Here is a 23,446-nt window from a genome sequence, read left to right as displayed (position 1 = left end):
TGGTCGCAGCGCTATGGTCCGCAACCCGACGCTGTTCCAAGGAACGGTTCAAGAAGACGCATCAGAGCGATCATGACCAGACGATCCAGCTTTGCCGCCGGCGCCCGCGACACCCTGCCGATGGTCATCGGCGCGGCGCCCTTCGGGGTGATCTTCGGCACGCTGGTGGCCGCCGGGCCGCTGGCGGCGTGGCAGGGGCAGCTGATGTCCCTGTCGGTCTATGCGGGGTCCAGCCAGTTCATCGCGCTGGGGCTGGTGGCCGGGCACGCCGGGCTGGCAGTGATCTGGCTGACCACCCTGATCGTGAACCTGCGCCACGCCCTCTACGCCGCCACGCTGCTGCCGCACGTCGCCCATCTGCCGGCGCGCTGGCGCTGGACGCTGGGTTTCTTCCTGACGGACGAGACCTTCGCGGTGATGGCCGGCTATTACGCCCGGCACCCGCGCGCGCCGCTCGGGCATTGGTACTTCCTGGGCTCCTGCCTGTCGATGTACGCGAACTGGCAGTTCTGGACCCTGGTCGGCCTGCTGTTCGGCGCGGCCTTTCCGCAGCTCCAGTCGCTGGGGCTCGACTTCGCGATGGTCGCGACCTTCATCGCCATTGTCGTGCCGCAGCTCGCCAGCCTGCCCAACTTCGCGGCGGCGGTGGCGGCGGGCGCCGTGGCCTATCTGGGGCAGGACGTGCCCTACAAGCTGGGGCTGATGGCCGCCGTGGTGGCCGGCGTCTCCGTGGGGATGGCCCTGCAACGCTGGCGCTCCGGCGGGCTGGAGGCCGGACGGCGGGAGGAGGAAGCGGCATGACCGGGACCGTCCTGACCAACACCGTCATGATCCTGGGCATGGCGGCGGTCACCGTCTTCGTGAAGGCGGCGCTGTTCGTGCTGGGCGACCGGGTGGTCTTCCCGCCGCTGCTGAAACAGGCGCTGGGCTTCGTCCCGGTGACGGTGCTGACCGCCATCATCGTGCCGATGATCCTGTCGCCGAACGGCGAGGGGCTGGAGCTGACCTGGAGGAACCCTCAGCTGGTCGGCGCGCTGGCCGCCGTCCTGGCCTGCGTGGTGACGGGCAAGCAGCTCCTTACCATCGCCGTGGCGCTGGGCGTCTTCTTCGCCTGGCAGCTGGGCGTCCTCGCCTAGGCGTTGGGTGTAAGGGCCGGCGCCACTTTCCTGCCACAAACAGTGCATAGCCGTTCTGCCGCGGCGCGGTGGCGCGGGTGGGGGCGCATCCTGTATGGTCGCCCGATCGAAAGGGCTACCCGACAGAGTCCGTGATGACCAGACGCCTGCGCCTCGTTCCCGTCTCCCTCGCCGTGATCTGCGCGGTGATGCTGACCGCCTGCCAGACGGGCGAGCGGACCAACCGCGCGCCCGTGGTGCAAGGGACCGCCAGCGCCTCCCCGGCCGGACTCGACACCGTTTCCGGCGAGTGGGAAACAGACAAGACCACCGCGCTGCGGTCGCAGCCGAGCAACGGCGCGCCCATCGTCGCCACCTTCCCGCCCGGCCAGCCTTTGAAGGTTCTGGGCCGCGCCCGCGGCACCGACTGGGTGGCGGTGCAGGCGGTGGGGTCGACCGCCTATGTGCGGATGCATCTGCTGCGCCTGCGCGGCAGCGCGCCCGTCCAGGCCGCCCGCGGCACGACGACCACCGTCGCCAAGCCGGAGGACAACGCCGGCCCCTCGATCAAGGCCGCGCCGCGCCGCAAGATCGAGGCAACGCCGATCGCGAATTGAGGCGGGGGGTACGGCTTGCCCCTCAGAACTCCTTCCAGTCGTCGTCCTCGCTGACGTTGCGCTTGAGCGCGGCGCCCGAATGGGCCGCCGCACGAGCCGCCGGCTTGGCCGCGGCGCGGGACGGGCGGGACGCCGGAGGGGCCGGACGTACCGGTGCGACGTGCCGCGGCGCCGCAGCGGTGGCCGCAACCGCGACCGGCACGGCCCGCGGGTCCAGCTTGAAGAAGCCGATCAGCCCCTTCAGGTCGTTGGCCTGACCGGCCATCGCCTGCGCCGCCGCGGTGGTTTCCTCGACGAGGGCTGCGTTCTTCTGGGTCATCTCGTCCATCTGCGAGACGGTGGCGTTGATCTCGTCGAGCGCCGCCGCCTGCTCGGAGGAGGCCGAGGCCATCTCGGCGATCAGCCCGGCGACCTGCTGGACGCCCGACACGATGCCCTCCAGCGCGTCGCCGGCCTTCTTGACCAGCTCCACCCCGTCCTTCACTTGGCTGTCGCTGTCGAGGATCAGGCCCTTGATCTCCTTGGACGCCTGGGCGGAGCGCTGGGCGAGGTTGCGCACCTCCTGCGCCACCACGGCGAAGCCGCGGCCCGCGTCGCCGGCCCGTGCCGCCTCGACCGCCGCGTTCAGGGCCAGCAGGTTGGTCTGGAAGGCGATCTCGTCGATCACCCCGATGATGTCGGTGATCTTACGGCTCGACGCCTCGATGCGCTTCATCGCGTCGATGGCCGAGCCCGCCACCGTCCCACCTGACTCCGCGGCGGTGCGGGCGTCGGCGGCCATGCCGTTGGCGCGCTGGGCGTTGTCGGCGTTGGAGCGCACGGTCGCCCCCAGCTCCTCCATGCTCGCCGCCGTCTCCTCCAGCGAGGAGGCCTGCTGCTCCGTCCGCTCCGCCAAGTCGGAGGAGCCGATGGAGACCTCGCCCGCCGCCGAGGCGATGGTGTCCGCCGCCTGGGTGATCTGGCCGACGATCTCCGACAGCTTGGCGGAGGTGGCGTTGACGTCGGTCTTCAGCGTCTGGAAAGCCCCCTCGTAGTCGCGCTGCACCCGCTTGTTGAGGTCGCCCTGGGCGAGCGCGCTGAGCACCGTGCCGAGGTCGGCGATGACCGCCTCCACCGTGTCGGTCAGGCGGTTGATGCCCGCCGACATCGTCCGATAGAAGCCGTCCTTGCCGGTCAGATCGAGTCGGCGCGACAGGTCGCCCTTCGACACGCCGTCGATCAGCGCGGCGATCTCCTCGCCGATCGCCGTCTCGCGGGCGCGCTGCGCCTCGTCGGCGCGGCGCTCGGCCTCCAGACGCTCGCGCTCGGCCTCGTCCATCGCCTTCTTCTGGATGGCGTTGTCCTTGAACACCTGCACCGCCTGGGCCATCTGCCCGATCTCGTCGCCGCGGTCGAGGCCGGGAACGGCGACGTCCAGCTTGTCGGCGGCCAAGTCGTGCATGGTCGCGCTCATCGCCCGCACCGCGCCCATCTGGCGGCGGACCAGGAAGAAGCTGACCAGACCGAAGGCCAGCGTGACCAGCGGCGCCACCACCAGGATGGTGCGCTCCACCTCGTCCACCACCCTCATCACGTCGGCCCGCTTCAGCCCGACGAACAGCACGCCGACCACCGAGCCGGAGGCGTCGAGCAGCGGGTCGTAGGAGGTGAAATAGCGCTCGCCCAGGATGTCGGCCTCGCCGCGGTAGGGCTTGCGCTGCGTGATGACGCTGTCGAAGACCGGCCCGGCGCCCAGCTTCGTGCCGTTGGCCCGGCTGCCGTCGGGGTTCTGCACGGTGGTGGCGACGCGGGTGTCGCCGCGGAACACCGTGGCCGCACCGCCGGTCAGCTCGCGGATCTGGTCGACCATGCGGGTGTCGCCGTCGACCCGCACCGATCCGACGTAAAGCGCGCCGTCGCGCAGGCTGTAGTCGGCGCCGTTCTGCTTCAGCAGCATGTGGGCCAGCGCCATGCTGCGCTCCCGCTGCTCCTGCGCGGAGGCGGCGCTGCGGTCGCTCAGCACCTGGCTGGAGGCCAGAGTCAGCACGATGGCCAGGATGAACAGCCCCAGCACGTTCAGCAGGGACAGTTTGGCGGTCAGGGAGAGATTTTTCAGCACGTTCGGCCCTATGCGGCAATCGCTCCGCAGCCCTCGCCAACGGAGATAGACAATAAGTCTAATACGGTTTTATCCATTCGTCCGCGTGCAATTTTTCGGAGATCGATTCCCGTAAGCCGTGTGGAAACCCTCCGACGGACCGCCATGCAGCCGGCGCACGGCCCGTCTTCCTTGGTTGGCGGCGCATGTGGCCCTAGGTTAGGGCAGCCGCTTTTGGCAACCGACCCCTTTCCCGGACCCTTCCATGCGCCGCCGCACCAGCAACCCCAGCCCGGCCCCGTCCTATGCGGAGGCCGCGTCCAGCACCGGCGACATGGCGGCGCTGCGCTCGCTCGTCCCCTATCTGTGGCCGCATGATTCCTTCGAGACGAAGCTGCGCGTGGTAGTGGCGCTGGTCCTGCTGGTCGGCGCCAAGGTGGCGAACGTCTGGGTGCCGCTCTTCTACAAGCGGGCGGTCGACGCCCTGTCGCCGGGCGACGCCGGGGCGCTGGTGACGATCCCGCTGGGGCTGATCGTTGCCTATGGTCTGGCGCGGGTGATGTCGCTGGTCTTCGCGGAACTGCGCGATGCGGTGTTCGCCAACGTCGCCCAGCGCACCATCCGCAAGGTCGCCCTGTCGGTCTTCCAACATCTGCACGCCCTGTCGCTGCGCTTCCATCTGGAGCGGCAGACCGGCGGCCTGACCCGCTCGCTGGAGCGCGGCACCCGTGCCATCGAGACGCTGCTGCGCTACGCCCTGTTCTCCATCGTGCCGACGCTGGTGGAGATCACGCTGGTCTGCGTGATCCTGTGGCGGATGTTCGACGGCTGGTTCGCGCTGGCGACCTTCGCCACGGTGGGAAGCTACATCGCCTACACCTTCTTCGTGTCGGAATGGCGCATCCAGTTCCGCCGCGCCATGAACGAGACCGACAACAAGGCCAACACCAAGGCGGTGGACAGCCTGCTGAATTACGAGACCGTCAAGTATTTCGGCAACGAGGGGCACGAGGCCCGGCGCTACGACCAGGCGTTGGCCTCCTACGAGCAGGCGGCGGTGAAAAGCCAGCGCAGCCTGTCGCTGCTGAACATCGGCCAGTCGGCGATCATCTCGCTGGGTCTGGCCGTGGTCATGGGCATGGCGGCGCGCGGCATCGTCAACGGCACGATGACGCTGGGCGACTTCGTGCTGGTCAACACCTACCTGCTCCAGCTCTACCAGCCGCTGAACTTCTTCGGGGTGGTCTACCGCGAGATCAAGCAGGCGCTGATCGACGTGGAATCGATGGTGACGCTGCTGTCGGTGGACCGTGAGGTGGCCGACCGGCCCGGCGCCCCGGCGCTGGCCATCACGGGGGGCGAGCTGCGCTTCGACGGGGTGGAGTTCGGCTACGACCCGCGGCGGCCGATCCTCAAAGGGGTGAGCTTCACCGTGCCCGCCGGGCGGACGGTGGCCATCGTCGGCCCGTCCGGGGCGGGCAAGTCGACCATCGGGCGGCTGCTGTTCCGCTTCTACGACGTGTCGGGCGGCGGCATCCTGATCGACGGGCAGGACATCCGGGAGGTGACCCAGCAATCGCTGCGCGGCGCCATCGGCATCGTCCCGCAGGACACGGTGCTGTTCAACGACACGGTCTATTACAACATCGCCTACGGCCGCCCCGGCGCCAGCCCGGCGGAGGTCGAGCAGGCGGCCCGGCTGGCCCACATCCACAACTTCATCATGGCACTGCCCGACGGCTACGAGACCACGGTGGGGGAACGCGGGCTGAAGCTGTCCGGCGGCGAGAAGCAGCGCGTCGCCATCGCTCGTACCATTCTGAAGAATCCGGCGATCCTGCTGTTCGACGAGGCGACCTCGGCGCTCGACACCCACACCGAGCGGGAGATCCAGGCAAACCTGCGCGAGGTCAGCCGGGGCCGGACCACGCTGGTGATCGCCCACCGCCTGTCCACCGTGATCGACGCCGACGAGATCCTGGTGATGGAGGCCGGGCGTGTGATCGAACGGGGACGCCACATGGAACTGCTGTCGCGCGGCGGCGCCTATGCCGCATTGTGGGCGCGGCAACAGGAATCCTCCCAGGGGCCGGAACCGGTTCCGGAAGTCCTCGCCCCCACTTAACCTCATCATCACGACGGAGCATCCCTTTGGGACCGGTACGGCAGGCGCTACGCGAGGCGACCCGCGACATTCATGAACGGCTGGACCGCGCGGCGGTCCTGCGCCCGCTGACCAGCCCGACGATCACGGCGGACGAGTACCGCGACGCCCTGATCGCCCTGCATGGCTTCAACGCTCCCATTGAGCGGGCGCTGGGCGAGCGGGCGCTGGGCGAGCGGGCGCTGGGCGAGGGGGCCGAACGGCTGGACCTGCTGCGCGCCGATCTGGCCGATCTGGGGGTGGATGCGGACTCATTGCCGGTGGCCGGGGCGCTGCCGGCGTTGGACGGCCTGCCGGCGCGGCTGGCGGCGCGCTACGTGCTCGACGGCTCCGCCCATGGCGGGCGGGCGATGCTGCCCAACGTCACCCGCGCGCTGGGCTTCGACGCCACGCGCGGGGCGCGTTTTCTGGCCTCGGCCGGGATCGACATGGCCGGCCGGTGGAAGGCGCTGCTCGCCCGGCTGGAAAGCGATCTGGAGGCGCCCGAGTCGGCGCAGGCCGCCTGCGCCACGGCGGTCGCCCTGTTCGCCGCGCTGGAGGTCTGGCTGGACGGGCTGGTCCCGACTGTCCGATCCGGGGCCGCCTGAGCCCCGCCGGATGACGGCGGATCGACGCGGGGGCTTCACCGCGCCCGCGGCGCCCGCTAGGGTCCTGCCATGACGACCGTTCCCGCTCCCGCCCTCAACACCCCCGCCGCGCTCGCCGACGCGGTGCTGCGGGGTGACCGCCGCGCGCTCGCCCGCGCCATCACGCTGATCGAATCGACCCGGCGCGACCACCGCGCCCAGGCCGACGCCCTGCTGGAGACGCTGCTGCCCCACACCGGCAATTCGGTGCGGGTGGGCATTTCCGGGGTGCCGGGGGTGGGCAAGTCGACCTTCATCGAGGCGTTCGGGCAGCACGTCATCGCGCGGGGGCACAAGGTGGCGGTGCTGGCCATCGACCCGTCGTCGCAGCGCACCGGCGGCTCCATCCTGGGCGACAAGACCCGCATGGTGGACCTGTCGCGCGAACCGAACGCCTTCATCCGCCCGTCGCCCGCCGGCGCCACGCTGGGCGGCGTGGCCCGCCGCACGCGCGAGGCCATGCTGATCTGCGAGGCGGCGGGCTTCGACGTGATCGTGGTGGAGACGGTGGGCGTCGGCCAGTCGGAGACGGCGGTGGCCGACATGGTCGACCTGTTCATGCTGCTGCTGCTGCCCGCCGGGGGTGACGAGCTTCAGGGCATCAAGAAGGGCATCGTCGAGCTGGCCGACCTCGTGGTCGTCAACAAGGCGGACGGCGACCTTGCCAACACGGCGCGGCATACCGTCGCGGACTACCGCCACGCCCTGACCCTGCTGCGCCACGGCGACTGGCGCGTGCCGGTGCTGAGCTGCTCGGCCATCACCAGGGCCGGCATCGATTCGGTGTGGGACACCATCGGGGAGCACAAGGCGATCACCGAGGCGTCCGGAGTCCGCGCCACGCGCCGCGCCGAGCAGGCCCGCGCCTGGCTGTGGAGCGAGATCCGCGAGACGCTGGTGGACGCCTTCAAGGCGCATCCCGCCGTGCGCGCCGACCTGTCCGCGCTGGAATCCCGCGTGACCGGCGGCGCCATCACCCCCACCGCCGCTGCACGCGTTTTGCTTGAAAAGTTCCTCGGGCGCGCGGTGGAGTAGGTCCTTTCGGGTATGCTGCACCGCAACATTTCCGTTGCGCGGCGATTCTCCCGTGCATAAGGTGGCGTGGGCGGGAAAGGAGCGTCTTCGCGGCGCTTGGGCGAGAGGTTTGCCCGCAGTCTCCTGGGGTACGAGCCGGAGTTGACTTGTCCGACACCGCCTCCGCGTCGAGTCGTCAACGGGAGACCTTAGGACATGGCCGCCAACTTTCTTGATCTTTTCGAGCGCTTCAATCCCCTGACCATGGGACCCCTGGCTCTGTCGCCGCTGGGCAAGGCGAATGCCGAGACCTACGCCGCCCGCGGCACGCGCGTCGCCGGTGTGATGCAGGACGGCTGCCGCCGCCTGCTCGACGGCGTGACCGCCGGCATCGGCGAGACGACCCACCTCGCCGGCGAATTCGCCAAGGTGCGCAGCCCGGCGGACCTCGTCGCCGTGCAGCGCGAATGGGCGACCGTCGCTCAGGCCCGGGTCGTCAACCAAGTGCAAACCGTCCTCGACGTCTCCTCGAAGATCGCCGCCGAGCTGGGCGTCGCCCCGGTGGCCCTGTCGCCGGCCGCCCCGGCGCCTAAGGCCGCTCCGGTCGCCGCGCCAGCTCCCGCCCCGAAGTTGGAAGCCCCCAAGGTCGAAGAGAAGAAGGCCGAGGTGAAGGCGGAGGCGGCTCCCGCTCCGGAGCCGAAAAAAGCTCCGGCGGCCCGCAAGGCTCCGGCCAAGGCTGCCGCTCCCAAGGCCGCGCCGAAGGCCGAGGCGCCCGCTCCGAAGGCGGAGCCGGTAAAGGCTGAAACGCCGAAGGTCGAGGCGGCTCCCGCCCCGACTCCGAAGGCTGAAGCCCCCAAGGTCGAAGCGCCGAAGACTGAAGAGAAGAAGGCCGAGGTGAAGGTCGACGTGAAGGCCGAGCCTCCCAAGGTCGAGTCTCCGAAGGTCGAGGCCCCCAAGGCGGAAGCGCCGAAGCCGGAGGCTGCCAAGGCCGCTCCGAAGGCCGCCGCTCCCGCCGCCGAGTGATTCACCGGATCGCGGTCCCCGCCGGCCCGGGGACCGTCGATCGGCGCGCGCCCGTCTCTTCCTTCCTTGACGGGCGCGCGCTTGTTCGACTATAACGCCGCCTCCTTCGGGCGGAATGCTGCCCGGGACCGGGTTTCATTTGCAAAAATAAAGGATCAGTCCGATGGCACGTCGGTGCTCCGTGACCGGTAAGGGCACGCAGTTTGGCAACAACGTCAGCCACGCCAACAACAAGACCCGCCGCCGTTTCCAGCCGAACCTGCAGGAAACCTCGCTGCTGAGCGACGCTCTGGGTCAGATGGTGCGCCTGCGTATCTCCACCAACGCGATCCGTTCGATCGAGCACAAGGGCGGCCTCGACGCCTTCCTGCTCGACGCGAAGGACGATGTCCTCAGCCTGGATGCGCGCCGCCTGAAGCGCCGCATCGCCAAGGCCCAGGACAAGCAGCAGGCCGCCGCGGCCTGAGGCTGACCGCCGGAGGCGCCTGAGCGCTTCCGGCGATTCTGGTGACGTCACCGCGGGGCGGCAAACTCCGCGGTCGGGCGCTACGCCCCACACCAGGACGACTCCGACTCTCGGTTGCACCGAATCCCGGTTGAGAGTGTCGCGCGCATCGCCGAAAGGCTTTGCGCGCGTTTTGTCGTATCCGGGTTCTGCCTTAGAACGACCGCTGGACACCCAGCAGCAGGCGGTAGCGCGGCGAATCGGGGCCGAACCCGACGCCGACCCCGGCCCCGACGGCGAGGTCTTCGCCAACGAGATGCCGGACGCCGGCCTCCACGAAATTGTCGGCCTTGCCGCGTTCCTGGGATTGCTCGCGCACCACGTCGAAGGCCACGGCGGTGGCGGGGCCGACCGCGGCGTTCATCCCGGCGGCCATGATGAAACGATTCTCGCGCTCGTCCGATGCCGGATCGAACAGATGCCGCCAGGACAGGTTGGCGTGCAGGCGCGGTGCGCCGGCGGCGGACCCGAGCGGTTGGGTCAGGCGCCCGGTGATCCCGGCCTCGATCGTCTTGCTCCCCGACCCGTAGGGGATGCTGACCAGCGGCTCCACCGAGACGCCCAGCCGTCCCTGCGACGGTTCGCGGATGTTGTATTCGGCGGAGAGCTTGACGTCGCCCTGCTGCGCGTCGTCGGCGTTGCCCACGCGGTAGCCGGGATTGACCTTCAGCGCCAAGCCGTTGGCCACGCCGACCTGGAGTTCCGGGTCGAAGGACAGGCGGTTGCGCCCACCATCCCCCTTAAGCCGGTCGAAGAAGGCGCGGACCTTCACGTCGACGCTGCCTTTCTCGATGGCGGCGGCGTCCTCCAGACTGATGGGCAACTCCGACGACAGCGCCATGCGCTTGTCGTCCTGCGCGCGGGCCGTCCCGGAGGCGGCGAGCAGCCCGGCGGCGAGGGTAAGGCCCGCGAGGGCGGCGTGGCGCATGTCTGCTTTCCCGAACCGGTGGCGTTTGCCGAACAACAGACGGACGGGGCGAACAGGCCGCGGAGGGGACGGGGTTACTCCACCGAGTCGGGGTCTTCGGCGTCCACCACCCGACGGGCGATGTCGTAGGCGAAGCCGGCGCGGCCCAGCGCCGCCAGATCCTTGTCGCGGAACTCCGCGCGCTTTTCCGGCAGGCGGTAGGGGCCGAGCCGGCGGCGGCGGGCCAGCGCCAGGGCGGCGGTCAGGTTCAGGTCGCCCTCCACCTCCTCGTCCAGCGACTCCAGCGCGCGGTCGGCCTCGTCGCGGCCGATGCCCTTGGCGGACAGCTTCTCGCGGATGGCGCGGGTCGAGGTGCCGCGGCGGTGCAGGCTGGCCGCGCGCATCTCCGCGTAGGCCGCGTCGTTCAGCAGGCCGCTGCGCAGGTAGCGGGCGATCAGGTCCTCGACCCAGCGCGCCCCCTCCGCCGGATCGGTGCCGTGGGCCTGGGCGGAGCGGTCGACCTTGCGCATCAGCACGCGGCGCAGGCTGGCCGAGGAGCTGGCGAAGCGCTGGAGATAGTGCAGGGCCGCGTTCTCCAGATACTGGGCGGTCACGAGGCGCGGCGGCTTGCGGGCCGGCGGCTGGTCGCGGGTCATGGCTGTCTCCCGTCCGGGGGCGGTTGCCGGAACGGGCGGCGCGCCCTAAAGTCCGGTCCATTCCTGTGAATCGTGGTGCGATGACTCATCCTCTCCCTCCCATGCCCCGCCAGGTCGGCGCCGTCAACTGGGTCGGCCTGTGGACCCTCTACGCGCGCGAGGTGCGCCGGTTCCTGAAGGTGCACCAGCAGACCGTCTGGGCGCCCGTGGTCACCACCCTGCTGTTCTACGCCGTCTTCGCGCTGGCCCTGGGCGGTGCGGTGCGGATGATCGGGACGGTGCCCTATCTGGAGTTCCTGGCCCCCGGCCTGATCATGATGGCGATGGCCCAGAACGCCTTCGCCAACACCTCCTCCTCCGTGGTGATCGCGAAGGTCCAGGGCAACATCGTCGACATCCTGATGCCGCCGATGGCCCCGCTGGAACTGGTCTTCGGCTTCGTCATGGGCGGGGTGACGCGCGGCCTGCTGGTCGGGCTGGTGACCGGGCTGGCGATCTGGGCCTTCGTTCCGATCCGCATCGTCCATCCGGAATTCGTCGTCTTCCACGCCCTGATGGCCTCCATGCTGCTGTCGCTGCTCGGGCTGGTCGGTGGCATCTGGTCGGAGAAGTTCGACAACATCGCGGCGGTGACCAACTTCGTGGTGACGCCGCTGTCCTTCCTGTCCGGCACCTTCTATTCGGTGGAGACGCTGCCGCCGGTCTTCTGGTGGATCGCCCATTTCGACCCGTTCTTCTACATGATCGACGGCTTCCGCTACGGCTTCATCGGGCGGTCGGACGGCACGCTGGGGATCGGGATTCTCGTCATGCTGGCCGTGAACGGCGGCCTGTGGTGGCTGGCCTGGCGCATGCTGAAGACGGGCTACAAGCTGAAGGCGTAAATCCGCCGGAATTCGGCCGAATTCAGCCGGTCGGCGTAGCCAATCCGTTGACAGGCTGAAGTGACATCTTGATATTCGACGGTTCCCGGCGGGCGAGGGTGTCCGCCGGGCTTTCCTCATTCGGAGGCTTTCGCTGTGATTCCGGTCGTCATGCCCACATATGCCCGCGCCGACATCGTGTTCGAGCGCGGCGAAGGTCCGTATCTGTACGCGACCGACGGGCGACGATTCCTCGACTTCGCCGCCGGTGTGGCGGTGAACGTCCTCGGCCACGCGAATCCCTATCTGGTCGAGGCGCTGACCGCCCAGGCCCACAAGCTCTGGCACACCTCCAACCTGTTCCGGGTCGCCGGGCAGGAGAGCCTCGCCAAGCGGCTGACCGACGCCACCTTCGCCGACACCGTGTTCTTCACGAACTCGGGCGCCGAGGCGTGGGAGTGCGGCGCCAAGCTGATCCGCAAATACCATTACGAGAAGGGCGACAAGGCCCGCACCCGCATCATCACCTTCGAGCAGGCCTTCCACGGCCGCACGCTGGCCGCGGTGTCGGCGGCGCAGCAGGAGAAGCTGATCAAGGGCTTCGGCCCGCTGCTCGACGGCTTCGACCTCGTGCCCTTCGGCGATCTGGAGGCGGTGCGCAACGCCGTGACCGAGCGGACCGCCGGCATCTGCCTGGAGCCGATCCAGGGCGAGGGCGGCATCCGCGCCGGCTCGGTGGAATTCCTGCGCGGGCTGCGGGAAATCTGCGATGAGCACGGGCTGCTGCTGTTCCTGGACGAGATCCAGTGCGGCATGGGCCGCACCGGCAAGCTGTTCGCCCATGAATGGGCCGGCATCACGCCGGACGTCATGGCGGTGGCCAAGGGCATCGGCGGCGGCTTCCCGCTGGGCGCCTGCCTTGCCACCGAGAAGGCGGCGTCGGGCATGACCGCCGGCACCCACGGTTCGACCTACGGCGGCAACCCGCTGGCCACCGCGGTCGGCAACGCCGTGCTGGACAAGGTGCTGGAGCCCGGCTTCCTCGACCATGTGCAGCGCATCGGCGGCCTGCTCCAGGGCCGTCTGGCCGGGCTGGTGGCCGGGAACCCGTCGGTCTTCACGGGCGTGCGCGGCAAGGGGCTGATGCTCGGCCTCGCCTGCGGCCCGGCGGTCGGCGACGTGGTGGCGAAACTGCGCGCCAACGGCCTGTTGTCCGTTCCGGCGGGCGAGAATGTGGTTCGGCTGCTGCCGCCGCTGAACATCGGCGAGGCCGAGGTGGAGGAGGCCGTGGCCATCCTCGCCAAGACCGCCAAGGAGCTGGTGTGATGTCCGCCGTCCGTCATTTCCTCGACATCGACCGGCTGGACAAGGCGACCCTGCGCCAGATCCTCGCCATGGCCGCGACCATCAAGAAGGACATCCCGGCCTACCGCTCGCTGTTCGCAGGCCGCACGCTGGCGATGATCTTCGAGAAGCCGTCGACCCGCACCCGCGTCTCCTTCGAGGTCGGCATGCGCCAGCTCGGCGGCGACGTGGTGGTGCTGAAGCCCGACGACATGCAGCTCGGCCGCGGCGAGACCATCGGCGACACCGCCCGCGTGCTGTCCCGCTACGTGGACGCGGTGATGGTCCGCACCATGGGCGAGGAGCGCGTGCAGGAGCTGGCCGAGTTCGCCTCGGTGCCGATCATCAACGGCCTGACCGACCAGTCGCACCCCTGCCAGATCATGGCCGACGTGATGACCTTCGAGGAGCATCGCGGCCCCATCGAAGGGCGCACGGTGGCCTGGATCGGCGACGTGAACAACGTGGCGGTCAGCTGGGTCCATGTGGCGGTGCGCCTCGGCGTGGAGATACGCCTCGGCTGCCCGGAGATCTACGGCCCGGCGCCGGAGCTGCTCGACTGGGTGAAGCGCGAGGGCGGGCGGATCACCGTCACCACTTCGCCGGAGGAGGCCGTGCGCGGCGCCGACTGCGTGGTCACCGACGCCTGGGCCTCGATGCACAACACCGACGTGGACGAGCGGGCGGCGATCCTGTCGCCCTATCAGGTGAACGAGGCGCTGATGGATCTCGCCGCCCCCGACGCCCTGTTCATGCACTGCCTGCCCGCCCACCGCGGGGAGGAGGTGACCGACGGGGTGATCGACGGCCGGCACTCGGTCGTCTGGGACGAGGCGGAAAATCGCCTGCACGCCCAGAAGGCCATACTGGCATGGTGCCTCGGCGCCACTATTTAAGAGCACTTGGGGCTAAGAGCCCTTGGAATTGGAGTCATGGCCCGGCGCCGCCCCCCGCGATGAGCGGGATGGTGGCGCCGGGCCATGGCCTGTCGTAACTTCGAGGACATCATGGACGATCCTTCCGTCCAACCGATCACCGACGATCTCGTTCTGCCTTTCCAGATCGAGGCGTCGCGCCTGCGCGGCCGCATGGTGAAGCTGGGCCCCGCGCTGGACGAAATCCTGACCCGCCACGCCTATCCGGAGCCGGTCGCCCGCTTCCTGGCCGAGACGATGACGCTCGCCATGCTGCTGTCCAGCATGTTGAAGTACGACGGCATCTTCACGCTCCAGACCAAGGGCGACGGGCCGGTCCGGCTGATGGTGGCGGACATCACCTCGGTCGGCGACATCCGCGCCTACGCCCAGTTCGACGAGGAAGCCCTGGCCAAGGCCGCCGACGACGTGGCGATCGCCCCGGCGCCGGCCCTGCTCGGCAAGGGCCACATCGCCTTCACCGTGGACCAGGGGCCGAACACCGAGCGCTACCAGGGCATCGTCGAGCTGTACGGCAAGACGCTGGCCGACTGCGTGCAGCATTACTTCCGCCAGTCGGAGCAGATCGACACCGGCCTGACCGTGTCGGTGGACCAGGAAACCCTGCCGGACGGCAGCAAGGGCGTCTGGCGGGCCGGCGGCATCATGATCCAGCGCCTGCCGCAGGACGCCACGGAGAAGGTGCTCGGCTCCGGCGACGAGGACGCGTGGCGCCGCGCCATGGTCCTGCTGTCCAGCACCACCGGCGACGAGCTTCTTGACCCCGAGCTGCCGGCCCGCGACCTGCTGTTCCGCCTGTTCCACGAGGACGGCGTGCGGGTGTGGCAGCCCAAGGCCCTGCGCTTCGGCTGCCGCTGCTCGCGCGAGCGGGTGTCGGACATGCTGTCCAGCCTGCCGCGGGACGAGGTGCAGAGCCTGAAGATCGACGATGGGCGGGTCGAGGTGGTCTGCCAGTTCTGCTCCACCGCCTACCACTTCGACGACGCGGACCTCGACCGGGTCTACGGGACGGCGAAGTAGGGGCTCCAGGTTCCGGATGCGCTTGGGAAACGGCGCGGCTATAGTGCCGCGCCGTTTTTCCGTCTCACCGGAGCGATCATGCCCACCCGCCGTTTCGTTCTCGCCGCCGCACTCGCCACCATGGCCCTGACGGCCTGCCAGAGCACGCCGCCGCGTCCGGCGGCCCGGCCCATCGATTATTCCAACTTCGGCCCGATCGTCCTGAGCGCGGGCGGCGTTGACGTGGTGGACGCCCACCGTCCGGCCGGCACCACCGTCGACCAGCGCATCCCCCTGCCGCCCGCCGAGGCGGTGCGCCGCTGGGCCAACGAGCGGCTCCAGGCCGCGGGCGGGCCGGGCCGCGTCCGCGTCACCATCCGCGACGCCAGCATCGTCGAGGTCCAGCTTCCCAAGACCGGCGGGGTGAAGGGCTACTTCACCAACGATCAGGCCCAGCGCTACGACGGACGGATCGAGGTCGAGGTCAGCGGCGAGCTGCCCGGCGAGGCGACCTTCCGCGGCATGACCAAGGCGACGGTGACCCACTCCACAACGGTGCCGGAGAACATCTCGGTGGCCGACCGCGAGGCGACCCTGCAGGACCTCGTCCGCCGCATGATGGACGACCTGAATGCCCGGCTGGACGCCGGCATCCGCAAGGATCTGGCGCCGATGGTGCGGCGGTAGGGGTTGGCAGAGGGGAAGTCTTGCCCCCACCCTGACCCTCCCCCGCTGGGCGGGGAGGGGATTGAACACCCGCCCCGCCCAGCGGGGAGGGAAGGGGCCCGCGGCGAAGCCGTGGGAAGGGTGGGGGCAACAGCGCGCCCCAAACGCAAAAAGGGCCGCCCCATTGGGCGGCCCTTTCCGTTCCGATCCGTCCGGACCCGCTTAGTAGCGGTAGTGGTCCGGCTTGAACGGGCCTTCGACCTTCACGCCGATGTACTCGGCCTGCTTGGCCGACAGCGTGGTCAGCTTGGCGCCGATCTTGTCCAGATGCAGGCGGGCGACCTTCTCGTCCAGGTGCTTCGGCAGGACGTAGACCTTGTTCTCGTAGCTGGCGGCGTTGGTCCACAGCTCGATCTGGGCCAGCACCTGGTTGGTGAAGCTGGCGCTCATCACGAAGCTCGGGTGGCCGGTGGCGCAGCCCAGGTTGACCAGACGGCCCTGGGCCAGGACGATCAGGCGCTTGCCATCGGGGAACACGACCTCGTCGACCTGCGGCTTGACCTCTTCCCACACGTAGTTGCGCAGGGCCTCGATCTGGATCTCGCTGTCGAAGTGGCCGATGTTGCAGACGATGGCGCGGTCCTTCATCTGGCGCATGTGGTCCAGCGTGATGACGTCCACGTTGCCGGTCGCGGTGACGAAGATGTCGCCCTGCGGGGCGGCCTCGTCCATCGTGACGACCTGATAGCCTTCCATCGCGGCCTGGAGCGCGGTGATCGGGTCGATCTCCGTCACCAGGACGCGAGCGCCCTGCGAGCGCAGCGAGGCGGCCGAGCCCTTGCCCACGTCGCCGTAGCCGGCGACCACGGCGACCTTGCCGGCCACCATCACGTCGGTGGCGCGCTTGATGCCGTCGACCAGCGACTCGCGGCAGCCGTAGAGGTTGTCGAACTTCGACTTGGTGACGCTGTCGTTCACGTTGATGGCCGGAACCTTCAGCGTGCCCTTCTTCATCATCTCATAGAGACGATGGACGCCGGTGGTGGTCTCCTCCGACAGGCCGCGGACCTCGGCCAGCATCTCCGGATACTTGTCGTGCATGATCTGGGTGACGTCGCCGCCGTCGTCCAAGATCATGTTCGGGGTCCAGCCGGCATACTCACCGGTGGCTGGGCCGCGGAGCGTCTGCTCGATGCACCACCAGAACTCTTCCTCCGTCTCGCCCTTCCAGGCGAAGACCGGGATGCCGGCGGCGGCGATGGCGGCGGCGGCCTGGTCCTGGGTCGAGAAGATGTTGCAGGACGACCAGCGGACGGTCGCGCCGAGAGCGGTCAGCGTCTCGATCAGCACGGCGGTCTGGATGGTCATGTGCAGGCAGCCGACGATGCGGGCGCCGGCCAGCGGCTTCGTCTCGCCGAACTCCGCGCGCAGCGCCATCAGACCGGGCATCTCGGTCTCGGCGATGGTGATTTCCTTGCGGCCCCACTCGGCGAGGCTGATGTCCTTGACCTTGTAGTCGGTGAAGTTGGCGGGCGCGGCCATCGGGGGTCTCCTGGGCGGCTGTTCGTGGAACAGCAATGAAAAGGGGCGGGCGCACCGGCCCGCTGTGGCGTTGGTGTAGCAGCGCCATCCGGCCCCCGCAAGCATAAAGATATCTTTATGTTTATGGACCAACCGATCGCGGGCGACCGCGTGGCCGCGGCTTGTCCGGCCCGGCGGACCTTTTCCGTGCGGGCCGGCGTTCCCATAACCGGTCTGTGACGGACGGAAGGCATGGGACGGGCGATGGCGCTGGCAGGATTGAGGGCACCCGGCTTCTGGACGAGGCTCGGCCGGCACGAGTTGAGGCTTCTCGTCGGCATGGCGGTCAGCGCCGGGCTGATCCTGACCTTCGCCCTGTTGGCCGGCGAGGTGATCGAGGGCGAGACGGCGGCCTTCGACCGTGCGGTGCTGATGGCGCTGCGGGTGGCCGGCGATCCGGCGGCGCCGTTGGGGCCGCCCTGGCTTCACAACGCGGCGCGCGATGTCACAGCGCTGGGCAGCATCACGGTGCTGTCGCTGATCACCACGGTGACGGTGGGTTTCCTGCTGCTTCGGGGGAAGCGCGGGGCGTCGCTCCTGGTGCTGCTGTCGGTCGGCGGCGGCATGGCGATCAGCGGCCTGTTGAAGAACCAGATCGGGCGGGAGCGCCCGGACATCGTCCCCCACGGCGACATCGTCTTCACCGCCAGCTTCCCCAGCGGTCATTCACTGCTGTCAGCGGTCGTCTTCCTGACGCTGGGCGCCATGCTGGCGCGCTTCGTCGAGGGGCGGCGACAGAAGGCCTATGTGCTCGTCGTGGCGATGGCGGTGACGCTGCTGGTCGGGTGCAGCCGGGTCTATTTGGGAGTACATTGGCCGACCGACGTCCTGGCGGGCTGGTGCGTCGGGGCGGGCTGGGCCGCGCTGTGCTGGCTCGTCGCCCTGTGGCTGCAAAGACGCGGTGCGGTCGAACCGGAGGGTGAAGCCGGATCGGTGCCGGATCGCACTTGACCCCGCCCGGCCTCAGCCGATATTTCGGGTGATCCCGCCGTTCAACCCACAGCATGTCGATGTCCGAAGGCGCACTAGACCGTGAAACCCTGCAAGCCGTCGGCGTGCTGAAGCGCGCCGTGGACGAGGCGCGGGTGCCGGGTGTGCTGGAGTTCCGGCTGCTCTCCAGCGCGCTGGACCGCACGCTGAAAACGGAAGATCTGCATGAACTGAACGAGGCCAAGCGCGTTTACGAAACGCTGGACGGCGAATGCCGGACGCTGGTCGTGGAACGAGCCACCAGCCTCGCCCATGCCGAGGCCGCCGAACGGCGGGCGCCGCATGAGGAGGTGGAGGTCGACGTCGTCCCCGCCCGCGTCCCCATCGCCGCGGCGAAGCCGCAACCCCCGGCGGCGTCGCCTTCGGCGCCGCCAGCGGGTCCGCCGCCCGGCCTGCGCGGTGGCAGGACGATGCGTCCGGCCACCGGTTTCCTGGCGGCGTTGAATGGCGTGCGCTCCGCCTCGCGGAGCCAGCCGCCGGGCAAGCGGACGGACGATGGGGCGCCCGACAGCCGTGCCACCGCGAAGTCGCGGTTGATGGCGGCGGTGGAGGAGCGGCGCGAGAGCGACCAGGGCGCCGGGTTCCGTTCCGGAGGTCCGGTATCGGACAGCGACTGACCGAGATGAGGATGATCACAGAATGACAGCGTTCAGGGTCGGGGATCAGGTGACGATCCACAACAGCCAGACCGGCCCGGAGAGGATCGCCACCGTCGATGCCTTCACCGAGGGCAACCGCTGCATGGTGCTGTCCGACGGCACCAAATGGCGGGCGGACGGCCAGCGCCAATGGCGCGTCGGCAGCGGCTACTACAAGGGGCCGGTGGTCGAGCGGACGCGGCCCGGTGACGTCGACATCGTGACCCGGCGCCGTGCCATTGGCGTGATCCGCAAGTTCGCCCAGGACCTGAACATGGACAGCCCCTTGGACGCGGCGGCGTTGACCCGCATCGTCGAGCGGATCCAGGCGGAGCAGGCCGCAGCCCCCAAGCCCGTGGAGTCCGAGGACTAAGGAGCACAAGCCTCCGGCCCCATCCGTCGCGGAGTCGGAGGGCGGACCAGCCGTGTTGCGTTGTCATGCAAATGCGTATCATTATCATGGTATGCAGCCGTGAACCGGCCAGGCAACCGCATTCGGGCTGATATCACATGACGGTCAAGAGGAAGGACGCCGCGGCGCCCCCGGAGCCGAAGACGTCCGCTCCGCGCCAGATGGCTCCCGGCAACCAGGAGAACCCGCTGTCGCGTGGGCGTCTGATCATTGCGCTGGACGCGCTGCTGTCGAAACGGAACGTCACGCTGGCCGCCCGCGATCTCGGTCTGCAGACCTCGGCGCTCAGCCGGCTTCTGGCGCAGATGCGCGAGGAACTCGGCGATCCCCTGTTCATCCGCTCGGGCCGCGGTCTGGTGCCGACGCCCTTCGCCGAAGCGCTGCGCCCGCGTGTCCAGGCGCTGGCGCGCGGAATCGACGCCCTGTTCGAGCCGCTGGCGGAACGCCCCGTGGTCGACGAAACCTTTGATCCCCGCTGGAACGTACCGACCGGCATCGCGGCGCCACCGCTCCGGGTGAGGCCCGCCGGCCTGCTGGAGGGCCAGCCGTCCCCGGCCCAGATCGACGCGAAGCTGGACGGAATCGCGCCGGACGCCCCCGCGCAGGACCGTCTGGCCCGCCATATCGGCGTTCTGGGCGTCGCCGGGGGCGGCCACGGTCGCCCGCTGACCGCCGAGGAGGCGGAGGAGGCGATGACCATCATCCTCGCGGGTGAGGCCGATCCGGTGCAGGTCGGCGCTCTTCTCGGCATGATGCGGATGCGTGGCTCGACCGCGCCGGAACTGGCCGGGATGGTGCGGGCGATGCGGGCGCACGTCGCCGCCGGGCTCGGCCGGACGATCCAGGCGGACATCGACTGGCCCTGCTTCACCTCGCCCAACTACCATAACCCGCCCTGGTTCTTCCACGCGGCACGGCTGGTCGCGCAGGCCGGCCACCGGGTGCTGCTGCACGGTAGCACGGGCTGCAGCGCGGCCTCCGGCCGGTACGAGTTCATCGCGCCCACCGTGGGCATCCCGGTCTGCACCAACGGGCAGGAGATCGCGGCGGCGCTGGCGGCGCAGCGGATCGCCTACGCGCCGCTCGCCGCCCTGTCCCCGCAGATCTACCGGCTGATCGGGCTACACCGGCTGACCCAGACCCGCTCCGCCGTGTTCGAGGCCGTGCATCTGCTGAAGCCGTCCAAGGCAAAGACCTCCCTGCTGGGCGCGGCCAAACCGACCTACCGGGAGCTGCACCGCGATGCCGCCCGCATCCTTGGCTGGAAGCACATGGCCGTGCTGGGCAGCGTGCGCGATGTCGCCCAGTTCACTCCCTTCCGCCCCTCGTCCATCCATCGGCTGGTCAACGGCGCGGCGGAGGACCTCATCCTGCCCGCCTGCATGGAGGAGCCGCCGCCGACGCCGCGCCCGCGCGGTACCAGCCTGGAATATTGGCAGGGGGTGTGGACCGGCGCGGTGCGCGACGCGCGGGCCGAGCGCATCATCATCGGCACCGCGGCCTTCGCCCTGTTCGCCCTTCCCGGCGCCACCGGACCGGCCTTCGCCGACGCCTTGCGGCTGGCCGAACAGCTTTGGAAGGCCCGTCTCAGGCAGAGCGCGATGGCTGTGCAAATTCCGCCCTGACGTAGAAAAGACGTTCGGCCCGCGGCACTTCTGCACATTGCGAATAATTCTTATTATCGGAGTTGCTGCTTTGCAACAGTCCGGCCTCGCCCGCCCCGTCGGGACCTGTGAAAGCCTCTGAACAGAGTCTTTAAATCATTGTTACAAAATGGGAAAATTGGTGTGGAGAGCACTCTGCGCGAGCTTGCGGAGGGTCCGCCAAGGGGCTCCGACAAACAGCATATCCCTGCATGCACTGGGGCTGAAGGGTGGTGATTTTGCAATTTAGAATTATTCTGAATGATCGCCGTTGAAGGGGGCGCCTCCCCGATTGGTAGATACCCGCCGCTGATCGGCGCATCCGCCACGACGACTTTTCGGGAGAGCCTCATGTTGCAATCGAATGTCCCCGACCGCCTCCGACCCATCATCGCCGGCGCCGCCGCGACGGCGGGGCTGGCGATGTCCTTCTCCACCCTGGCGACGGTGGCCGAGGCTCAGACGGCCGGAACGGGGACCGGGACCGCGCCGGGCACCGCGGCCGGTGACGCCACCGTCCTCGACCCGGTGCGGGTCGGCGCCGACCGCCCGGCGGACAGCGGGAACGTGAACGCCAAGCCCACCGGCATCTCCCGGCTGCCCGACACGGTCAAGGACACGCCCCGCGTCGTCAACGTCGTTCCGGAAGAGATCATCGAGCAGCAGCGCGCCACGACGCTGGAACAGGTCCTGCGCAACGTCCCCGGCATCACCATCTCGACCGGCGAGGGCAACGGCGGGCAGAACGGCGACCAGTTCCGCATCCGCGGCCTGACCGCCCGCGGCGACATCTACACCGACGGCCTGAAGGACTTCGGCGTCTACACCCACGACGTCTTCAACACCGAGACGGTGCAGGTCTTCAAGGGGCCGTCGGGCAACGGCTTCGGCGTCGGCAACTCCGGCGGCGTCATCAACCAGGGCACCAAGAAGGCCGGGCTGGACAAGCGCTACAAGGTCGAGCAGTCGGTCGGCTCCGGCCCCACCTACCGCACCACGGTGGACGTGAACCAGCCGATCAACGAGACGACGGCGCTGCGCGTCAACGGTCTGTACCACGACCAGGACGTCGCCGACCGCGACAAGGTCGAGGCCAAGCGCAAGGGCATCGCCGCCGACCTCGGCGTCGGGCTGGGCACCCCGACGACCTGGCACCTGAACTACTCCTACCTTGACGGCGATAAGATCCCGGACATGGGCGTGCCGATGATCCGTGGCCGCGACGGCACGTTCCGCCCGGCGCCCGAGTTCGGACTCGACCGGTCCACGTCCTACGTCCGCAACCAGGACCGCGACGACACCGAGAATCACGTCGTGACCTCGACCCTGGCCCACGAGGTCAGCAAGAGCCTGTCCTTCTACAACGACAGCCGTTACAGCCATTACGAGCGCGATTTCGTCTCCACCGCCCCGGCGGCGCTGACCGCGGCCAGCAGCACGCTCTTCCTGAACGGCGGCAACCCGGTGATCTCCTACGGCGCCGGCGGCGGCCTCGCCTTCAAGCAGAAGGGCTGGGGCGTCCAGAACGTCGCGGGCGCCAAGGCGGAGGGCACCTTCCTCGGCCTCTATCACAAGGTCAACGGCGGGCTGGACCTCAGCTACCAGAAGGACGAGCGGCGTGGCGGCACCTGGGTCAACCGCACCAACACCCAGACCATCCGCAACCCCAGCCACAACTACCCGGCCAACGCCTTCCTGACCTACCCGGCGACCGGCGTGCGTGAATCGAGCGTCGCCAACACCGGTCTCTTCATCACCGACCGCGTGTGGCTGTTCGACCAGCTTTCAGTTCAGGGCGGCCTGCGCTGGGATTACTTCCGCAGCACCTTCCGCGCCTCCGACCCGACGGTGGCGGGCGGCAGTGCCAGCACCCGGACGCTCAGCCCGTCGGCCAGCCTGATCTACGAGCCGACCAAGGACGCGTCGCTGTACTTCTCCTACGCGCGCTCCAACAAGCCGATCGGCGTGGACATCGCCGCGCAGCTCACCAACGGCACGGCGGAGACCCCGCGCAACGGGCGTGACTTCGATCCGGAGAAGACCGACCTCTACGAGATCGGCGGCAAGGCCGACTTCTTCGGCGGTCGTCTGGGCGTGAACGGCGCCCTGTTCCAGATCGAGAAGAGCAACACCTACTCGGTGGATCCGGCCACCGGCACGGTCACCGACGGCTTCTCCGAGGCCGGTCTCGGCACCCGCATTCGCGGCTTCGAGGCCGGGGTGAGCGGCAAGGTGGTGGAGGGCTGGAGCGTCTACGCCAGCTACGCCTACCTGGACGGCGAGATCAAGGAGTCGCGGACCAACGCGGCGGTCGTCGGCAACGAGGCGCCGAACGTGCCGAAGCACAACGCCAGCCTGTGGTCCACCTACGAATTCGCCCCCGGCGTCGTGCCCGGCAAGGTCATGGTCGGCGGCGGCATCCAGTACGCCTCGGAATACTGGGCCGACAGCGCCAACACGGGCCGCGTGCCGGAGACGGTCTCGCTGGACAGCGTGGTGTCTTACGAGATCAACAACCTGTCCCTGGCGCTCAACGCCTACAACCTGACCGACCACCGCAACTACGCCTCGGCCTTCAACGCCTCGCGCGCGGTGCCGGCCTCGGGCCGCACCTTCATGCTGACCGCCGGCGTCACCTTCTGATCCCGGCCAGGCCGGACCGCGCTCCTGG

The 23,446-nt window shown here is 69.2% G+C and carries 22 protein-coding genes; 18 read left to right on the top strand and 4 right to left on the bottom strand.

Annotation, left to right across the window (positions count from 1 at the left end):
* The first annotated feature begins 72 nt into the window (after window positions 1-72).
* From ACWPXE_RS07130 to ACWPXE_RS07120, 3 genes are all read left to right on the top strand, one after another.
* On the top strand, window positions 73-801 hold the full coding sequence (locus ACWPXE_RS07130) for an AzlC family ABC transporter permease (RefSeq protein WP_454017246.1): 729 nt from the start codon (window positions 73-75) through the stop codon (window positions 799-801).
* Complete coding sequence (locus ACWPXE_RS07125; protein ID WP_199230075.1) at window positions 798-1,136, top strand: AzlD domain-containing protein; 339 nt, start codon at window positions 798-800, stop codon at window positions 1,134-1,136. Before ACWPXE_RS07130 ends, ACWPXE_RS07125 begins: the two co-directional genes overlap by 4 nt.
* 134 nt (window positions 1,137-1,270) lie before the next feature.
* Window positions 1,271-1,732 carry an SH3 domain-containing protein gene (locus ACWPXE_RS07120; protein WP_454017245.1) on the top strand — a complete coding sequence of 154 codons (462 nt, stop codon included), beginning with the start codon at window positions 1,271-1,273 and terminating at the stop codon, window positions 1,730-1,732.
* Between the two features lie 22 nt (window positions 1,733-1,754).
* On the opposite strand, the gene ACWPXE_RS07115 is transcribed toward ACWPXE_RS07120, so the two are convergent.
* Window positions 1,755-3,830 (bottom strand): methyl-accepting chemotaxis protein, encoded by a 2,076-nt coding sequence (locus ACWPXE_RS07115; RefSeq protein ID WP_454017244.1) that lies wholly within the window; start codon window positions 3,828-3,830, stop codon window positions 1,755-1,757.
* Window positions 3,831-4,074: 244 nt separating this feature from the next.
* Here ACWPXE_RS07115 and ACWPXE_RS07110 point away from each other — a divergent pair, with 244 nt between their 5' ends.
* The 5 genes from ACWPXE_RS07110 to rpmB all read left to right on the top strand — a co-directional run bounded on the left by ACWPXE_RS07110 (window position 4,075) and on the right by rpmB (window position 9,102).
* On the top strand, window positions 4,075-5,934 hold the full coding sequence (locus ACWPXE_RS07110) for an ABCB family ABC transporter ATP-binding protein/permease (RefSeq protein ID WP_454017243.1): 1,860 nt from the start codon (window positions 4,075-4,077) through the stop codon (window positions 5,932-5,934).
* Window positions 5,935-5,960: 26 nt separating this feature from the next.
* Window positions 5,961-6,560 (top strand): biliverdin-producing heme oxygenase, encoded by a 600-nt coding sequence (locus ACWPXE_RS07105; protein ID WP_454017242.1) that lies wholly within the window; start codon window positions 5,961-5,963, stop codon window positions 6,558-6,560.
* 69 nt (window positions 6,561-6,629) lie between these two features.
* Window positions 6,630-7,634: a methylmalonyl Co-A mutase-associated GTPase MeaB gene (gene meaB / locus ACWPXE_RS07100; protein ID WP_454017241.1), complete on the top strand. Its 1,005-nt coding sequence runs from the start codon at window positions 6,630-6,632 to the stop codon at window positions 7,632-7,634.
* A 195-nt stretch (window positions 7,635-7,829) separates the two neighbouring features.
* On the top strand, window positions 7,830-8,636 hold the full coding sequence (locus ACWPXE_RS07095) for a phasin family protein (protein ID WP_454017240.1): 807 nt from the start codon (window positions 7,830-7,832) through the stop codon (window positions 8,634-8,636).
* 163 nt (window positions 8,637-8,799) lie between these two features.
* Window positions 8,800-9,102, top strand: coding sequence for a 50S ribosomal protein L28 (gene rpmB / locus ACWPXE_RS07090; protein ID WP_145628978.1), 303 nt, complete (start codon window positions 8,800-8,802; stop codon window positions 9,100-9,102).
* 193 nt (window positions 9,103-9,295) lie between these two features.
* Here the strand turns inward: rpmB and ACWPXE_RS07085 are convergent, their stop codons facing one another.
* Window positions 9,296-10,069, bottom strand: a complete 774-nt coding sequence (locus ACWPXE_RS07085) for a hypothetical protein (RefSeq protein ID WP_454017239.1) — start codon at window positions 10,067-10,069, stop codon at window positions 9,296-9,298.
* A gap of 74 nt (window positions 10,070-10,143) precedes the next feature.
* Entirely contained in the window at window positions 10,144-10,704 is a 561-nt protein-coding gene (locus tag ACWPXE_RS07080) for a regulatory protein RecX (RefSeq protein WP_145678764.1), read from the bottom strand.
* A gap of 80 nt (window positions 10,705-10,784) precedes the next feature.
* On the opposite strand from ACWPXE_RS07080, the gene ACWPXE_RS07075 reads away from it, so the two are divergent.
* From ACWPXE_RS07075 to ACWPXE_RS07055, 5 genes are all read left to right on the top strand, one after another.
* Window positions 10,785-11,588, top strand: a complete 804-nt coding sequence (locus ACWPXE_RS07075; protein ID WP_454017238.1) for an ABC transporter permease — start codon at window positions 10,785-10,787, stop codon at window positions 11,586-11,588.
* 150 nt (window positions 11,589-11,738) lie between these two features.
* Complete coding sequence (locus ACWPXE_RS07070; protein ID WP_454017237.1) at window positions 11,739-12,893, top strand: acetylornithine transaminase; 1,155 nt, start codon at window positions 11,739-11,741, stop codon at window positions 12,891-12,893.
* Entirely contained in the window at window positions 12,893-13,807 is a 915-nt protein-coding gene (gene argF, locus ACWPXE_RS07065; RefSeq protein WP_454017236.1) for an ornithine carbamoyltransferase, read from the top strand. The genes ACWPXE_RS07070 and argF overlap by 1 nt, the downstream gene beginning before the upstream one ends.
* Window positions 13,808-13,918: 111 nt before the next feature.
* Window positions 13,919-14,866, top strand: coding sequence for an Hsp33 family molecular chaperone (locus ACWPXE_RS07060; RefSeq protein WP_454017235.1), 948 nt, complete (start codon window positions 13,919-13,921; stop codon window positions 14,864-14,866).
* Window positions 14,867-14,944: 78 nt separating this feature from the next.
* Complete coding sequence (locus ACWPXE_RS07055) at window positions 14,945-15,532, top strand: hypothetical protein (protein WP_454017234.1); 588 nt, start codon at window positions 14,945-14,947, stop codon at window positions 15,530-15,532.
* Window positions 15,533-15,733: 201 nt separating this feature from the next.
* Here the strand turns inward: ACWPXE_RS07055 and ahcY are convergent, their stop codons facing one another.
* Window positions 15,734-17,053 carry an adenosylhomocysteinase gene (ahcY, locus tag ACWPXE_RS07050; RefSeq protein WP_454017233.1) on the bottom strand — a complete coding sequence of 440 codons (1,320 nt, stop codon included), beginning with the start codon at window positions 17,051-17,053 and terminating at the stop codon, window positions 15,734-15,736.
* 231 nt (window positions 17,054-17,284) lie between these two features.
* On the opposite strand from ahcY, the gene ACWPXE_RS07045 reads away from it, so the two are divergent.
* The 5 genes from ACWPXE_RS07045 (at window position 17,285) to ACWPXE_RS07025 (ending at window position 23,418) form a co-directional block, all read left to right on the top strand.
* Window positions 17,285-18,043 carry a phosphatase PAP2 family protein gene (locus ACWPXE_RS07045; protein ID WP_454017232.1) on the top strand — a complete coding sequence of 253 codons (759 nt, stop codon included), beginning with the start codon at window positions 17,285-17,287 and terminating at the stop codon, window positions 18,041-18,043.
* Window positions 18,044-18,096: 53 nt separating this feature from the next.
* On the top strand, window positions 18,097-18,699 hold the full coding sequence (locus ACWPXE_RS07040) for a hypothetical protein (RefSeq protein WP_454017231.1): 603 nt from the start codon (window positions 18,097-18,099) through the stop codon (window positions 18,697-18,699).
* A gap of 22 nt (window positions 18,700-18,721) precedes the next feature.
* Window positions 18,722-19,093: a hypothetical protein gene (locus ACWPXE_RS07035; protein ID WP_237905365.1), complete on the top strand. Its 372-nt coding sequence runs from the start codon at window positions 18,722-18,724 to the stop codon at window positions 19,091-19,093.
* 137 nt (window positions 19,094-19,230) lie between these two features.
* Window positions 19,231-20,757 (top strand): glycosyl transferase family protein, encoded by a 1,527-nt coding sequence (locus ACWPXE_RS07030; protein WP_454017230.1) that lies wholly within the window; start codon window positions 19,231-19,233, stop codon window positions 20,755-20,757.
* A gap of 369 nt (window positions 20,758-21,126) precedes the next feature.
* Window positions 21,127-23,418 (top strand): TonB-dependent receptor, encoded by a 2,292-nt coding sequence (locus tag ACWPXE_RS07025; RefSeq protein ID WP_454017229.1) that lies wholly within the window; start codon window positions 21,127-21,129, stop codon window positions 23,416-23,418.
* Window positions 23,419-23,446: the final 28 nt, after the last annotated feature.

This window comes from Azospirillum sp. Marseille-Q6669, assembly GCF_965111635.1.
This window is presented reverse-complemented; position numbering and strand designations above follow the sequence as displayed.